We start from the raw sequence: 14,592 nt of genomic DNA, 5'->3' as shown, positions 1-14,592 counted from the left end.
CCTTTCCGCGAATGTCTAATTTTCGATTCAAGGCGCTGGAAATTGCCCAGAGCCGCCAGGCGATTGCTGTAGCCCCACCGGCCGAACGAGTAGGTGATTACTACGGTATCAATACATTCAATAAAGAAGTTATGCGGGCGCTGCTGTCGCCGGAAGCGTACCTGCGCATCACCGAAGCCATTGAAACCGGTGGTAAAGTAGACCGCGACATTGCCGATGAAGTGGCCGGCGCCATGAAATCGTGGGCGATATCGAAAGGAGCTACCCACTACACGCACTGGTTCCAGCCCCTGACGGGCGAAACGGCCGAGAAGCACGACGCGTTCTTCGACATCACCGTAGACGGCAAAGCCATTGAAAAATTCAAGGGTGGGGCGTTGGTTCAGCAGGAGCCGGATGCGTCGTCGTTTCCGAGCGGGGGGCTGCGCAATACGTTCGAAGCCCGCGGCTATACCGGCTGGGACCCGTCGTCGCCGGCTTTTCTGATGGACAACGGGGCCGGTGGCAAAACCCTCTGCATTCCGTCGGTTTTTATTTCCTACACCGGCGAAGCGCTGGACTATAAAACCCCCCTGCTGAAATCCCTGGCCGCGCTGGACAAAGCCGCTACGGCCGTGGGGCAGTACTTCGACCGGAATATCGATAAAGTAACCGCGACACTCGGCCCGGAGCAGGAATACTTCCTCGTGGACCGGGCCTTGTTCTACGCCCGGCCGGATCTGGTGCTGGCGGGCCGGACGGTGTTCGGGCACTCGCCGGCCCGTGGTCAGCAGCTCGAAGACCATTATTTCGGTTCCATTCCGCCCCGGGTCAACGCCTTCATGGTCGATTTTGAGTTTGAAGCCATGAAACTCGGTATGCCGGTGCGGACCCGCCACAACGAGGTAGCTCCCGGTCAGTTTGAGGTGGCTCCTACGTTCGAGGAGGTGAACCTGGCCATCGACCACAACGCCCTGCTGATGGATTTGATGGAAAAAGTGGCCGAGAAGCATAACTTCAAGGTGCTGTTCCACGAAAAACCGTTTGCGGGCATTAACGGCAGCGGGAAGCACAACAACTGGTCGATGGGTACCAATACGGGTGTTAACCTCCTGGCACCGAGTACGAAACCAAAAGAAAGTCTGCGTTTCCTGACGTTCCTGACCAACGTTGTGAAGGCCGTCCACGACAACGCCGACTTGCTGCGAGCGTCCATCGCATCGGCCGGCAACGAACACCGGCTGGGGGCCAACGAAGCCCCTCCGGCTATTGTGTCGGTCTTCCTCGGCGAAACGCTGACCAAAGCGCTCGAAGACCTCGAAACGAAAAACGAAATCTCGCTCAACAAAGGCGACAACGTGTATTACAAACTGGGGCTGAACCGGATTCCGTCGCTGATGCGCGACAATACCGACCGGAACCGAACGTCGCCGTTTGCCTTTACCGGCAATAAATTCGAGTTCCGGGCGGTGGGCGGCAGCGCCAATTCGGCGTCCACGATGACCGTGCTGAACAGCATCGTAGCCGACCAGTTGACCAAGTTCAAGCAGGATCTGGACGTTCGGCTGGCCAACGGCGAGAAGAAAGAACTGGCCATCGTCGACATCCTGAAGCAGTATTACCGCGCATCGAAGCGGATTCTGTTCGAAGGCAACGGCTACTCCGAGGAGTGGGTCGAGGAGGCTGCCCGGCGGGGTTTGTCGAACATCAAATCGTCGCCCGAAGCGCTGGCTGTCTACGTCAAGCCGGAATCGCTGGCGTTGTTTGAGCGGACCGGGGTTATGGGCCACGCCGAAGTAGAATCGCGCTACGAGATTGAACTGGAGAAATACATCAAAAAAGTACAGATTGAATCGCGGGTGATCGGCGACCTGGCCATGAACCATGTCGTATCGACGGCCCTGAAGTACCAGAATAAGCTGGCCGAAACCGCCCGGGCGCTGGTCGATCTGGGGATGAATGCCGAAGCTGAACCGCTGAAGGATCTGCTGCGCGAAATTTCGACCCGCGTGATCGTGATCAAGCAAAAAGTCGAAGCCATGACCGAAACCCGTAAGAAAGCCAACAATCTGGGCAATACGGTGGCCACGGCCCGGATGTATGCTACTGAGGTAAAGGATTTCTTCGAGGTGATCCGCTACGAAGTAGACAAACTGGAACTGATCATCGACGACGAAGACTGGCCGCTGGTCAAATACCGGGAGATGCTGTTTGTGAAATAAATGGCGGGTACTGAACGTGTCGGGTAGAAACGCCCGGCACGTTTGCTTTTTATAAGGCCCTGTAAATCATACCCAGTATGCGTTTTCCGGTCTTGACTTTCCTGCAGGAACTTACAAACCTGCCCCACCGTGGCGCTGCCACACCCTGCGAACGCGAAGCGGCTGCCCTGATCGGCTCGTACCTGACCGAGATGGGCGCAACCGTGCGCACGGAGCCGTTCCGAACCCCGAAAACCTACGTAACGGTGGTCTACTGGCTGATCGGCGGTTTGCTGCTGGGGCTGGTGCTGGTATCGGCCGGGAGTCCGGTAGTTCGGTGGGTAGGGGTGGGGGTCGCCTGGGCGTTCGCTGGGCTGGCCTGGCTGTTTTTCAACTGGCGGTACTCGCCCGTCACCCGGTTTCCGGTGCAGCATACCGCCTACAACGTAGTGGGACACTGGCCCGCTCCGGCCGCTACACACAAAGTGCTTCTGATGGCGCATTACGATACGGCCCCGGTGTCGCTGCTGTACGGTGCCCGTCAGGTGAGTAATTTTCGGGCCTCGCTGATCGTCTCGCTTAGTTTGATGGGTGTGGCAGCCGGAGCGGCCACGCTCGAAGCCCTGGGGAATACTTTGCCGCTGCTGACATACCTCCGCTACGGATGCATCGTTTATTTTTTGGGGCAGGCACTGCTCAGTACCATTGGGTATTACCTGCACGGCTACACCAGCGGGGCCAGTGATAATGCCACCGGGGTAGCGGCCGCGCTGGCCACCGCCGACCGGCTCCGGCAGGCCGGCCTGCCCGGGCTGGACCTGGAAGTGGTGCTGACCAGCGCCGAGGAAGTGGGGATGATTGGCGCGCAGCACTACGTTCGGCGGCATCGAACGAGATGGACGCGGGACCGGACAATGGTCGTCAACTTCGATACGCTGGGGGCCGGAATGCTGACCGTGGTCGAACAAACCGGTACGGTCGAGGTTATAAAATATGACAGTGTTGTCACGAAACTAGCCCGAACGCAGGTCGAATCCGGCTTATTCCGGGGGCGGGCGAAACTGGGCCGCTGGCATACGGCCGACTTCGACAGCGTCTGGTTCGTGCGGGCCGGTATCCCGGCGCTGGGTCTTTGTGCGCTGGATGAGAACGGGCAGATGCCGCGTATTCACCAGCCCGCCGATACGTTTGCCCGGGTGGATACCCAGCCGCTGCTCACGGCCGTTGAGCTGGCAGAAGTGGTTGTGCAACAATGGATAAGCGGGCAGACCGTTCGCTCATCGCCATATTAAAAAATTAGGTAGTCTGTTACATACGTTTGTTAAGAGGAGCATGAGACAGTAGCTTTACGAAATTTATTGGTTAACTAATTGCAAATCGAGTAAGCGTATGGCTACGTATAAAAACGAGGGGTATGACCCCCAGGAAATACAAGCCCTCAAAGATGAATGCCGCCAGGCTGGTAGGTCGTTTGTTTACGTTGAGGATGATGACCTGGACGTACTGGAATCCGGTGAGTGCGTGCATGTGCAGTTTCCGGGTCAGTACAAAACAGAGGAGGTAATTTATGATGCGCTGATCTACACCCTTCGGCTCCACCACAGCAGCATGGTGTACGAAATGGCCGTCGATCAGGTGAAAAAGACGTTCCCCGAATACGTACCGCCCGAAGATCGGCAGCCCGGCTACCGCATTTCGCCCGAAGATGAAGAGGAAGCCGAAATGGCCCTGACCGAAATCATCGAAGAGATCGAGGAAACCGAAACGGTGAAGGTGCAGGAACACGTCGAAATCGATACTGAGTTTGATTACGGGATTAGTCTTGACGTTTGCCTGAACACGGAAGAAATTACCGACGAAGTGGTCGAAAACTTTATCCGGAGTTTTAACAGCAACGCGCTGTCGCTGGATAATACGCTCTATTCGTTCACCAGCGACGCTCAGGAAGAGTAAATTAGTAGGGTAACAGGTAAGGTTTGGCGTTCAGAGTCTGATTAACCTGACTTTGAGCGTCAAACTTTTTTTTTACTTATGGACCAATTCCTTGCTACAGTCTCCTACGTAGCAACCCGCGAGCTTAGCCCGTTGCCATCAGTGCCTCCATTTGGGGATTCGGCCAGGCTTACCCCCCAACTCACGGGTAGCATCTTGAATTGATCCCTTTGCATACGATGATTCGACGGCCTGCCGGTGCGAAGCCATCCCTTGAGGGCTTCGTCACACACGAGTTTTTAACAAGAGTCAAATTGGAATTTGGTCCCAAATCTGCCTAAAAAAGTTTCCAGCCAAATGTAGCAAGTCTACTATGGATGATTGAGTTAGCACGTAAAGAGTGGTCATCATAGAGGTTCAAATTGATACCTGTTTTTGAGTGAGGTTTTTAAAAGAGCGTCTGCTATCACCAAGCTGTACTAAATTCAGTACGCCTGGTAAGCAATACGTGCAGTACAGCGTGATTTTGTAGACAATTCCCCTGAACCAATAAGATCGCTGTACTCAATACATCTTAAGTTATTTCATTCTGCCGACGTAAACAGATAGGTTCAAACCGACGAATGAGCGCTTCGCATTCCAGTTGCCAAAGCCAGTCACACCAATTCCTACATCTTTAGACGAAGTAATGAACCGAATTTCGGCCGGCAAGCCTATGGTAGTGTATTTAACTGGTTCATAGTACGTTGAACCATATATCAGCGGATCTGGATCGGAGTACAGATATTTTCCTCGGTTAGTACCCCAAACACCACTCAATCCGGTTGAAAAACGAAATTTCCCCATTCCAATCCCATACAGCAGTCCGATCTCACTTACTCTGATATTCGGCTGGATGTCCGAAAAGATTTGAGTATTAATCGTGTATCGTGCAACAAGGTGAGTCGGATTGTTCTTAAATTCATATCCTACTGCAAGCATTCCGCTTGGAAACTGGCTCTTTCCTGCACCTGCACTAAACCAGTACTTATCGTGTGAAGCATCTTGTGAACAAGCCACATTAGTTATTAATAAGACGAGTGCCCATGCACAACCAAAGATTAAAAACTTAAACATGCCATTCATAAGCTTTATTATACTATAAAAATAGTAACCAAAGAGTAGACTTGATAAACTTTTTTTGAAAAGCTTTAATTAGCGTACACTGTTCTTATAGATATTTCCCCTGACGCTGGTGGGTTTGATCTAGGCCATGCATTGCCTGAGGAATCCCCGGCTGACATTGCGCCCTGATTAATGGTCGGAGATTCATCAGCGCATACATGCACTCCAATCAACCCTTTCGTCGGTTCAACCAGTTTACCGCTGAATAAAAACTACTGCTTTTTAATTTTATAATCACAAACGGAGCAGCCCGTTTACTACTAATTGCTTAACGTAGTACATGAATAGCTGCTGGTGTACAGGCAGTGTACGACTGGTGTAGTATGGAATACCCAAACGACAAATGGCTTCAGCGAATCATAATTCCGGTTCTGCTTCTGGTAGCAAATGCAGCCTACTGGGAGGAGTACGACAGCCTGTGGCGGTATCTGGGGTGGTCGCTGGTGGGTATTCTGTACGTGCAACTGGTGTGGGAGCGGCTGGTCGGGTGGATGCTGAAAATCCGGGAGCGCTATCCGGACATTAAACAGACCCGAATCCGCATTCTGCTGACGTTTCTCGGCTACATGGGAATTGCCGGACTGGCGCAGTTTCTTTTTGTGGCGGTTGCCTCCCAGACGGCCTGGGCCGGTACTCCCCTCACTACCCGCGAGTTTGTCATTCATCTGCTGGTTGGGCAACTGGCCGTTGTCGTAACGGGGGCCGTGTATGAAACGCTGTACTTCCTCAACAAATACCGTGATGCCGTTCAGGAGGCCGAAATCGTGCAGAAAGTGGCGCTGCAGAATCAATACGATACCCTTAAAAACCAGATCAATCCGCACTTTCTGTTCAACTCGCTGTCGGCCTTGTCGGCCCTGATCGGTGAAGACAAACAGCAGGCTACGGAGTTTCTCGACGAGATGGCGAGCGTGTACCGGTATCTGCTGCAGGCCGGACAGCGACCCCTGGTGTCGATCCAGACCGAGACGGCCTTTATCCGGTCGTTTCTGCACCTGCTCGAAGCCCGTCACGGAACGGCCCTGCGCTGGCAGGTGACCATCAGCGACGAACTGGCTGATAACCTGCTGCCGCCCCTGACGTTCCAGACGCTGGTCGAGAACGCCCTGCGCCATAACATACTGCTGCCGGATCAGCCATTGACCATCACGATCCGGGCAACGGACGACGGCCACATCGACGTGATCAACAACATTCAGCGCAAAAACGTACAGATACAGACCCGGCCAACGGGCTTGACGGACCTCATCGCCCGGTATAAAGCACTTGCGTTGCCCCGGGTGATGATCAGCGACGACAACGGCTATTTTACGGTTCGGGTGCCGGTGCTGTCCAAAAAGCAGGCCGACGCGCTGGTTCATGCCGCCTGATCGGCGGAAGTTGAGGAAAACGCACGCTGAACACGTTAAAAAGTAAAGAAACGCTGCTTACAAACGTATGAAGATGCCCCAGTTTACCAAGCAGGATACCTGGATTGCGCTGGCTCTCCTGCCGGTTTATTATGGGCTGATGAATTATTTCCTGTTCGGCATCAAGTACGTTCAGCGGCTGGATATCTTTCTGCTGTCGACGCTGGTTACGGTGCTTGTCTGGACGCCGATCTACTTTCTGCACGCCGTACCGGCCATTTACCTGCGCAACCGCTTCCCGGAAATTCGGGATACGTGGCTGCGGCTGCTGCTGGCATTGGGTGCGCATATCCTCATGTCGTGGGCGACCGTGCTGCTGTTCTTTTACGGGTACGACTGGATCGGCTTTCCGGGCTACACCTTCGACGCAACCCGGCTGCGGTGGGCCATGACACTGAGTATTGCCGGCAACATCGTGGCTAACGTCATTCACGAAAGCACGTATACCTTCGAACGGTGGACCGAAACCCTGCAGGAGACCGAACGCCTTAAAAAAGCGAACCTGCAAAGTCAGTTCGAAGGGCTGAAGAACCAGGTCAATCCCCATTTTCTGTTCAACAGCCTCAATACGCTCTCGTCGCTGATTGAGGAAGACACCGGACAGGCCGAGCGGTTCATTGAGGAGATGAGCAGCGTATACCGCTACCTGCTCCGCAGCAACGAATCCGAACTGACCACACTGGCGGCTGAAATGCAGTTTGCCAACTCCTATTTTCACCTGCTGCGCACCCGCTACGGCGAGCACATTCAGCTTGAACAGGTCGTCGACACCCAGTATAGTACGTATCTGCTGCCGCCACTAACCCTTCAGCTGCTGCTTGAGAACGTAGTGAAACACAACGTGATTCTGCCCGATCAGCCCCTGCACATCCGGATTGAAACGAAACCCACGGGCGAACTGGTGGTGAAAAACAACCTGCAACGTCGGCGGATGCGGGTGCTGTCGAATCAGGTTGGGCTGGCCAACATCGCTACCAAGTACGAACTGCTGGGCCGGGGCCAGGTTGTGGTGCAGGATGATAGTCAGTTCTTTACCGTCACGCTCCCGCTGCTACGGCCGGCGTCGGTCTGATTCGCCTATACAATTCAGCGCTCGTTCGCGCCGGTTCAACCGGCTGTTTGGCGGATTGGTCAACTACGGCATTGAATCACGGCTAATCCTATACGTATCTTTAAACACGTTTCCACCCGCAACACCCCAACCTAACACCAACCGACGATGAACGTACTCCTGATTGAAGACGAAGAACTGGCTGTTCGCAAGCTGACAAAACTCCTGCTGGAAGTAGATACGAGCGTTCAGGTCGTGGGTACGGCGGCCAGCGTTCGGGCATCGGTAGACTGGTTGCAGAATCACCCGACGCCGGACCTGATCCTGATGGACATCGAACTGGCCGACGGTCAGAGCTTCGAGATATTTGAACAGACGTCTGTCAATGCGCCCGTTATCTTCACGACATCATACGATGAATACGCGCTGCGGGCTTTCAAGGTCAACAGCATCGACTACCTGCTGAAACCCATCAAGCGGCAGGAACTGGAAGCCAGTCTCGACAAGCACCGTCGGCTCCGGAGCCAGACCGATTCAGAAGGGGTGGAGATGGTCAGTACGCCCGATCAGGGACGGATGGCCATTGATGCGCTGGTGCAGCAGCTCCGGCAGCAGATCCAGCCCGCCGAATACCGCAAGCGGTTTCTGGTGAAGCACCTCTCGCAGTGGATGCCGGTCGAAGTGTCCGACATTGCCTACTTCTATTCCGAAGAGGGGGTTAGTTTGTTCCGCACGCGGTCGAACCAGAAATTTTCGGTGGACTACACGCTGGACGAACTGGAATCGATGCTCGACCCCAGCCATTTTTTCCGGGCTAACCGCCAGTTCATTGTTGATATCAACAGCGTACAGCAGATTCACCCGTACTTTAACAATAAGCTGAAGCTGTCGCTACGTCCTGTTACCGACGAGGAAGTACTCGTCAGCCGCGAACGGGCCACTGAGTTCAAGAAGTGGATGGGGAAGTAAGCGAAGCGCGGGCGGCCAGTTGCCGGGGTAGTTCAACGAGTGGGTTGGGGGTCGTTTCGACCAGAGTCCTGAACGCTTCCAGATCGGTTCTGACCTGCCGCTGCAACTGCGCTACCAGCAGGGGGGCCGTCAGGCGTTGCCAGCCTTTCAGTTCAATGCTCAGTTCGTAGGTGACGAGCGTACCTTTCTCCGTGCGTTCAACGATACGCTGCTCCCACAACTGCACCGGCCCGCCGACGCTTTCGCAGGCCGTTCGTCGGTTGGGGGCCGCTACGGTTACCTCGGTCGTGAGCGTCATGGCCTGACCCAGCAACTGAATGACCTGGCGGAATCGCATACCCGACCGGGCCAGTCCCGGCGTGTCCTGCACCAGTTCGCTCAGATTGGTTCGCCAGAGGATATCGTACTGATAACAGCCCAGCAATCCGTAGACGTCCGTTAACGGCAATCGAATCGATTCGGTATGTCGTACGGTTATCACAGGCTGGGTAATGAGTCAGGAAAGGCGATGTCGAACCGTAAATTAGTCGTTGCAATAACGTACAAATAATCAGAACCAGCTACTGGTCCAGCCCCGGACCGTTGTCGCGAATCCAGGATTCGGCCGCTTCCAGGGTCTCAAACAGGTGCGTAGGCACTTTTGAATCCGGTTGCTGAAACAGCGCTTCCGACGACAGTTTGGAAAACAGATCCGGCGACAAAACGCTGATGTTGAGCCGCAGACCGGCGTCGTAGGCGTTGGCAAAAAAATCGTTGACAATCCAGTCAATCGCACCGACCCACGCTACGTCAAACTCCTTGGTATCGTGTACGTGAACACGGCAGCCGTACGTGTTTCCTTCTGTTTTCTGCCAGTGAAGCATGTGGAGAGTAGCCTGCTTTAACTCGTCGTCGGTGCAGAAGCCAATCCACTTCATCAACAGGTAGTTCAGGTCGGGCTGGTAACTCAGGACGGCGTAGACCTCGCCATCGGCGTTTTCAATACGAGCTATGGGATTCACCGTGGGTAGCACCTGGTTGAAAATAAATGTCTAAGATATATAATTAATCGCAATAAATGTCGACATCCGGTTGGTTAAGCCGAGGACTCCTGCCGGGTCTGGTAAACGACCAATGTCTCGGGTGTTATGCCCAGATAGCTGGCAACGTAGTCCGGCGGAATGCGTTTGAGAACCTTGGGATGCTCGGTAATCAGCCGTCGGTAGCGCTCTTCGGGGGCATCTTTCAGCAGCGATGTTTCCCGGCGTTCCAGGCGGGTGAGCTGATCCTGCAGGAGCAGTACACCAAAGCGCTGCCAGACCGGGTAGGTCTGACAAAGCGTCATTACGTCGGCATACCGCATTTCGAGGATATGCGTTTCTTCGAGGGCCGCTACGTTGACATTGGAAGGACGCTGGCTGAAAAAACTGACAAAGGATCCCAGTAGTCCGTTTTCAAACACAAATTCTTTCGATACGTCCCAGCCGTCAAATTCGTAGTACAGCCGTCCGCAGCCTTTCTCAATGAACGCAAGGGTGGCGCAGACATCGCCTTCGCCGACGTAGAGCTCGTCTTTGGCAAGGACACGCGGACGGAGAATGCGTTCGAAAGCGGCTCTTTCCTCGTCGGTCGGCTTTACGATCCGGTTAATATTGAACAAAACGCGCTGCATACGCTGACGGCAGGAGGGTTACGGCACGAAACTATTAAAACGTTGGCGGACAATCAAAACCGGGCAGCTTTGGGGACATTATACCGGGGTGGCGGAGTTGTTCGACACCACCGACGTCAGCTCGCCGATCAACGGTAAGATAACGGAAAACTCCTGGCCGTTGTCGATAATGGTCGGCGCCGGCTGGCCCATCACCCGGTATTGGGTCAGAATGTTGCTAAGCCCAACGCCGTTGGACGCTACCCGGACCAACTTGCGCTGCAGGTTGTTCCGAACGTAAGCTGAGCCCGATCGTCGGTTGCAATCTCGATGGTTAGAGGGTGATTTGGCAGCACGATATTGTGCTTTACCGCATTCGCGACGAGCAGCTGAATCCGGCAAGAGGGGCCGGGCCCTGGCGGCCGTCGGGAACGTAACGTGCGACCTGCCCGACGTCATCCTGTTATATACCCGGCCGGACTGGTATTGAAGCGGTACGGCCGTGGCCAAAACCCTCAAGACGGGTATGTTTCGGTAAATAAAACGAATCGACCGCTGACGAAAACCGTTGTTTCCCGCCGGCTGCGTTTTGTCGACTATCCACTAAAATCCTGATCAACTGTTCATTCAAGTTTTGTTCAACCAGGCCCTCGCCGAGTGCCTACCAAACCCCTTTTGCCCAATGAAAACTGCAATTCTTCTCTGCTTTTTAGTCGTTTTGATCGATTCTTGTTCGACGCCGGTAGTCACGCCTGACTCTACGCAAAGCGCCCGGGTAGCGGCCACTAGCTGTCAAATGCTCAACGGGAAAGACCGTCCGTATGCCTGTGAATTTCAGATTGGTACAATTTACTTCATGGGGCAGAACAACGAGGTGCTGGCTACCAGCACGGCAAATGGTCAGCCGGTTTCGTTACCGAAAAGCAAGGCGATTAGCCATACAACCAATTCGTCAGGTGGGTCGTTGTTCTACAACGTATCAATCGACTTCCGGCGGGTGAATACGCCGTCGTTCGCTACATCAACCTACCGGCTGACCAGAGCTTCCATTACGGACCCGATTTCGCCGGGCGAAACCACTGTTGTGGATAGTACGATTGCGGTGAGTCCGAATCTGCCTCCTCCTTACATTCGCCCGAATCGCGTGATGTTCAAGCTGCAACTGAATTACGCGGTTTCGGCTAACCAGCCACCGTTCCTGGTAGCGCCGATTCAGCTGCTTATGCTCGAAAACCCCGTTACCTACGCCAAGATGACCAAGCCTACGTATCACCACGATCGTGATCGGGTCGAGGCCTGGCGTACCATGCAGGTGTCGGTTAATTTTTCAAAGTAGCCAGGAATCGTCAGTAAGGACAAGCCGGGGCAGGAAGATATTCCTGCCCCGATTGGTATGGTGTGGCCCAACGACTGGTACCTGGAGCGTATCGCCCGACAACCAGCGGCTGATTCTGGAGAACCTGACACCGAAACCATCGGGCAGTATCGGTACCGTCGAGTTCTACATTACGGCTACACCTACCGAAGCCGAACTTCACCTGTTACGTACGTCGGAAAGCCGAAAAACAGGAAACAGCGTAAACGAGTATCTTTTGGTACCGGCTAATTAACTGTTTACAAACGATCCCAAAACAATATGGCAACTGTAGAAGGCAGAATCAGCACCTACGACCTGCATTTTGATCACGGCCGCGGCAAGACCCCGGCCCAGCCCGACTGGCGGACCAAGTTCATCCACCTGCGCTTTGAGGGGAGTGCCCCCCAGCTGACGCTGTTCATCCTGAGTTTTGTGCCCGACCGGCAGGCGGCATCAACGGGAGACGTTATCAAACTATCGGATGGTACGTTCCGGGCCAGTGCCCGCCTGCCGGCCGAGGAGTTTCCGTTATACTACGACCTGCTGCGCAACGAAAAACCGGTGTCCGTACGGCTCCAGTACGATCAGGAACCGGCAGCCGGGCAGTCGGCAGTTATTACCAGTTTCTCGCTCTTTACCGGTCCTGAACCCGTTGGCGAAGGCGAACAGACTGCGTCTGCTAACCCCATCAACTCATGAACAAGCTAGTACTCCTGGCCATAGGGCTGGGATTGATACTTTCTACACGCCACGCACAGGCTCAGTCTGCCGGCAATAAGACGGTTGCGAACGATCTGTTCAGGTATCAGATAACGCTGCCGACGGGATGGGTGTCGCAACCGCTGGATATGTACGACGTACTACCCAATACCGAATCGCTCCGAAAAGGCTTTTCGGCGAGTAGTACATCGGCCGCTGCGTCGGCGGTGAATGGCCTGCAACTCTACAAGGAAGCGGACCCTAATTGGCAACTGTTCGTATTTGCGCACAAGAAACCGACTCTATCTAAAGAACAGTTCGTTGATAATGCGAACGCGGCCAGCAAACTGATGGGCGCTACGCCTGCTATTCAGGAGGCACAGTTGGGCAGTTTGCCTGGCTACGAAGTTACGACCACGGCCGGCGGCATGACCTTCGTGACGCGGTACGCCTACAGAAACGGCATCCGTTACGGCATCAGCGCTACGTACCGAACGGATCAGTTTGAACAGCTTCGGCCGGCGTACGAGCAGGTTGCAGCCTCATTTCGGCTGGGTAACTGATGGAGACGATTGACATGATCATACTACAAAGGCCGCCGGTCAATACCAGCGGCCTTTGTAGTATGAGTGTAGTTGAGCTTAAATCGCTTCTACGGCTTTTGGCTTTCGCGGTTGTTTCGCCAGCAGCTCGTTAATGTATTGTTCGCTCAGAGCCAGCGAATCGTATTGAGCGAATTCCGTCCGCAGCCGCGCTACGTTCCGCCGATACGCCGGGTCGGTCACTACCGTTTCGACGCTCGCCCGAATCTGGTCCGGCGTTGGGGTTTCGGTGCGTAGGTTTACGCCCAGTTTGAAGTAGCCGATGCGGGCCGCGATCTCGCTTTTTCCTTCGTGAATACCGGCGGCCACCATCGGTAATCCGTGCTGGATGCTCAGCATTACGCCACCAAAGCCTGCGTTTGTGACGTAGACATCGGCATGGGGCATGATCAGGTTGAAGTCGATAAAGTCTTCGATCAGGACATTGGCCTGGGGGTAGCGCGCCCGGAGTTCGCCCGTTTTTGAGCCCCCGGTCGTCACGACCACTAAATAATCCGTATCCTTGAACGCTTCCAGCGTGGGTACCAGGATTTTCTCCGGGTCGCGCTCCACGGTGCCCTGCGTGGCCAGGATCACCTTTTTATAGCCCTTGAGTTTGGCCGCGTGCGCGAAGTTAGGCCGCAGACCGCTCGAATGGGGGAGGAGCGGGCCGACAAACCGAACGTTGGGGCTCATGGTACTCCGTTTGTATTCAAAGCCGGGAACCCCACTTTGCAGGTACAGGTCCGGCGTGCGGATAAACGAGTCGAAAACGAAATCACGGGCGGGTTCCATCTGGTAGCGCTGCCGGATCTCGTTGTACAGATCGTTGCAGGGCTTGAAGAGAATGCGCGTGGTTAAAAACCGCAGGAAGTCGTGCTTTAGCCGGCCAAAGATCGTAGTGGCCGGCTCCAGGCCGAGGCCGGCAGGCGGCAGGTCTTTTGACGTTTCACTAAGCGGTGCAATGCCTACGGTGGCCACCGGAACCTTCAGGATATGGCGCAGCATAGGCGCGGCTGAGAACATCGTATCGCACACCAGCAGATCGAACGGAAACGATTTGTGGATGGCCGTAACATCGGTAATGTACTCAGGAGCTCGCAGGAGGAAAACATGGTTGAAATCGAAGCGCAGCCGGGCGATGGTTCCCTTGATGCGCTGCCGCTCGGGGAACACCTCGTCGAGGTTCTCCTGGTTGATCACCTTGGCTTCATGATAGGGGTAGTGAATCAGGCCCAGCTTTTTCACTTTGGCACCGTAGTGCCCGCCTACGTACCAGCGAACGTCGTGGCCCTGGTCGCGCAGGTGAACCGCCAGGCCCGTCAGGGGATTAAAGTGGCCATCCATCGGCATGGTGGCGAACAGAATTTTTTTGGATGTCATCGTATTTGTTGGTAAAAGGTCAAAAAAAGGAAGGTGTCTGTCGACGGGTCAAAAATGGCGCTCAACCCTGCCCGGAAGCAATCAGCAGCCGCCTGAAACGGAAAAAGCCGCCGATGAACTGCTGATTGTAACCCTTGAAAGAAGCCGGTCTATACGGGTAATGGCGCTGAAAAAAGCCGCGTAATGTGTTCATGTGCCTACCAGCAAAAAGCCCCGACCGAAGACGGTCGGGGCTTT

General features: G+C 54.6%; 17 protein-coding genes. 11 read left to right on the top strand and 6 right to left on the bottom strand.

Annotated features, from left to right (window positions below):
* Positions 1-11: 11 nt before the first annotated feature.
* The 3 genes from DYU11_RS21860 (at position 12) to DYU11_RS21850 (ending at position 4,133) form a co-directional block, all read left to right on the top strand.
* Positions 12-2,201 (top strand): glutamine synthetase III family protein, encoded by a 2,190-nt coding sequence (locus tag DYU11_RS21860; RefSeq protein ID WP_119669848.1) that lies wholly within the window; start codon positions 12-14, stop codon positions 2,199-2,201.
* 77 nt (positions 2,202-2,278) lie between these two features.
* Positions 2,279-3,472 (top strand): M20/M25/M40 family metallo-hydrolase, encoded by a 1,194-nt coding sequence (locus DYU11_RS21855; RefSeq protein WP_119669847.1) that lies wholly within the window; start codon positions 2,279-2,281, stop codon positions 3,470-3,472.
* Between the two features lie 97 nt (positions 3,473-3,569).
* Positions 3,570-4,133: a hypothetical protein gene (locus tag DYU11_RS21850; protein ID WP_119669846.1), complete on the top strand. Its 564-nt coding sequence runs from the start codon at positions 3,570-3,572 to the stop codon at positions 4,131-4,133.
* 558 nt (positions 4,134-4,691) lie between these two features.
* Here DYU11_RS21850 and DYU11_RS21845 read toward each other — a convergent pair.
* Positions 4,692-5,228: a hypothetical protein gene (locus DYU11_RS21845; protein ID WP_158600338.1), complete on the bottom strand. Its 537-nt coding sequence runs from the start codon at positions 5,226-5,228 to the stop codon at positions 4,692-4,694.
* A 371-nt stretch (positions 5,229-5,599) separates the two neighbouring features.
* Here DYU11_RS21845 and DYU11_RS21840 point away from each other — a divergent pair, with 371 nt between their 5' ends.
* The 3 genes from DYU11_RS21840 to DYU11_RS21830 all read left to right on the top strand — a co-directional run bounded on the left by DYU11_RS21840 (position 5,600) and on the right by DYU11_RS21830 (position 8,705).
* Positions 5,600-6,646 (top strand): sensor histidine kinase, encoded by a 1,047-nt coding sequence (locus DYU11_RS21840; RefSeq protein WP_119669844.1) that lies wholly within the window; start codon positions 5,600-5,602, stop codon positions 6,644-6,646.
* A gap of 67 nt (positions 6,647-6,713) precedes the next feature.
* Positions 6,714-7,757 carry a sensor histidine kinase gene (locus DYU11_RS21835; protein WP_119669843.1) on the top strand — a complete coding sequence of 348 codons (1,044 nt, stop codon included), beginning with the start codon at positions 6,714-6,716 and terminating at the stop codon, positions 7,755-7,757.
* Between the two features lie 147 nt (positions 7,758-7,904).
* Positions 7,905-8,705: a LytR/AlgR family response regulator transcription factor gene (locus DYU11_RS21830; protein ID WP_119669842.1), complete on the top strand. Its 801-nt coding sequence runs from the start codon at positions 7,905-7,907 to the stop codon at positions 8,703-8,705.
* Here DYU11_RS21830 and DYU11_RS21825 read toward each other — a convergent pair.
* The 4 genes from DYU11_RS21825 to DYU11_RS21810 all read right to left on the bottom strand — a co-directional run bounded on the left by DYU11_RS21825 (position 8,683) and on the right by DYU11_RS21810 (position 10,854).
* Positions 8,683-9,186, bottom strand: a complete 504-nt coding sequence (locus DYU11_RS21825; protein WP_147368006.1) for an SRPBCC family protein — start codon at positions 9,184-9,186, stop codon at positions 8,683-8,685. The two genes, DYU11_RS21830 and DYU11_RS21825, sit on opposite strands and share 23 nt — an antisense overlap.
* A gap of 79 nt (positions 9,187-9,265) precedes the next feature.
* Positions 9,266-9,706 (bottom strand): hypothetical protein, encoded by a 441-nt coding sequence (locus tag DYU11_RS21820; RefSeq protein ID WP_119669840.1) that lies wholly within the window; start codon positions 9,704-9,706, stop codon positions 9,266-9,268.
* Positions 9,707-9,780: 74 nt separating this feature from the next.
* Positions 9,781-10,356, bottom strand: coding sequence for a Crp/Fnr family transcriptional regulator (locus DYU11_RS21815; protein WP_119669839.1), 576 nt, complete (start codon positions 10,354-10,356; stop codon positions 9,781-9,783).
* A 78-nt stretch (positions 10,357-10,434) separates the two neighbouring features.
* Complete coding sequence (locus DYU11_RS21810) at positions 10,435-10,854, bottom strand: hypothetical protein (RefSeq protein WP_199736757.1); 420 nt, start codon at positions 10,852-10,854, stop codon at positions 10,435-10,437.
* Between the two features lie 163 nt (positions 10,855-11,017).
* On the opposite strand from DYU11_RS21810, the gene DYU11_RS21805 reads away from it, so the two are divergent.
* From DYU11_RS21805 to DYU11_RS21790, 4 genes are read left to right on the top strand one after another with little or no spacing between them, the layout of a single operon-like run.
* Positions 11,018-11,671, top strand: coding sequence for a hypothetical protein (locus DYU11_RS21805; RefSeq protein ID WP_147368005.1), 654 nt, complete (start codon positions 11,018-11,020; stop codon positions 11,669-11,671).
* A gap of 52 nt (positions 11,672-11,723) precedes the next feature.
* Complete coding sequence (locus DYU11_RS21800) at positions 11,724-11,945, top strand: hypothetical protein (RefSeq protein WP_199736756.1); 222 nt, start codon at positions 11,724-11,726, stop codon at positions 11,943-11,945.
* A 26-nt stretch (positions 11,946-11,971) separates the two neighbouring features.
* Positions 11,972-12,391 carry a hypothetical protein gene (locus DYU11_RS21795; protein ID WP_119669837.1) on the top strand — a complete coding sequence of 140 codons (420 nt, stop codon included), beginning with the start codon at positions 11,972-11,974 and terminating at the stop codon, positions 12,389-12,391.
* Positions 12,388-12,954, top strand: a complete 567-nt coding sequence (locus DYU11_RS21790) for a hypothetical protein (protein ID WP_119669836.1) — start codon at positions 12,388-12,390, stop codon at positions 12,952-12,954. Before DYU11_RS21795 ends, DYU11_RS21790 begins: the two co-directional genes overlap by 4 nt.
* 78 nt (positions 12,955-13,032) lie before the next feature.
* On the opposite strand, the gene DYU11_RS21785 is transcribed toward DYU11_RS21790, so the two are convergent.
* Complete coding sequence (locus DYU11_RS21785; protein ID WP_119669835.1) at positions 13,033-14,355, bottom strand: glycosyltransferase; 1,323 nt, start codon at positions 14,353-14,355, stop codon at positions 13,033-13,035.
* Between DYU11_RS21785 and DYU11_RS33040 the strand changes: the two genes are divergently transcribed.
* A complete protein-coding gene (locus DYU11_RS33040) occupies positions 14,345-14,539 on the top strand; it encodes a hypothetical protein (RefSeq protein ID WP_147368004.1) in 195 nt (64 codons plus the stop codon). The genes DYU11_RS21785 and DYU11_RS33040 overlap by 11 nt on opposite strands.
* The last annotated feature ends 53 nt before the right edge of the window (positions 14,540-14,592 follow it).

Origin of the sequence: Fibrisoma montanum (assembly GCF_003583365.1) — a bacterium.
GTDB classification, from domain to species: Bacteria; Bacteroidota; Bacteroidia; order Cytophagales; family Spirosomataceae; genus Fibrisoma; species Fibrisoma montanum.
The sequence above is the reverse complement of the archived record's forward strand: the minus strand, read 5'-3'. Positions and strand labels throughout refer to the sequence as shown.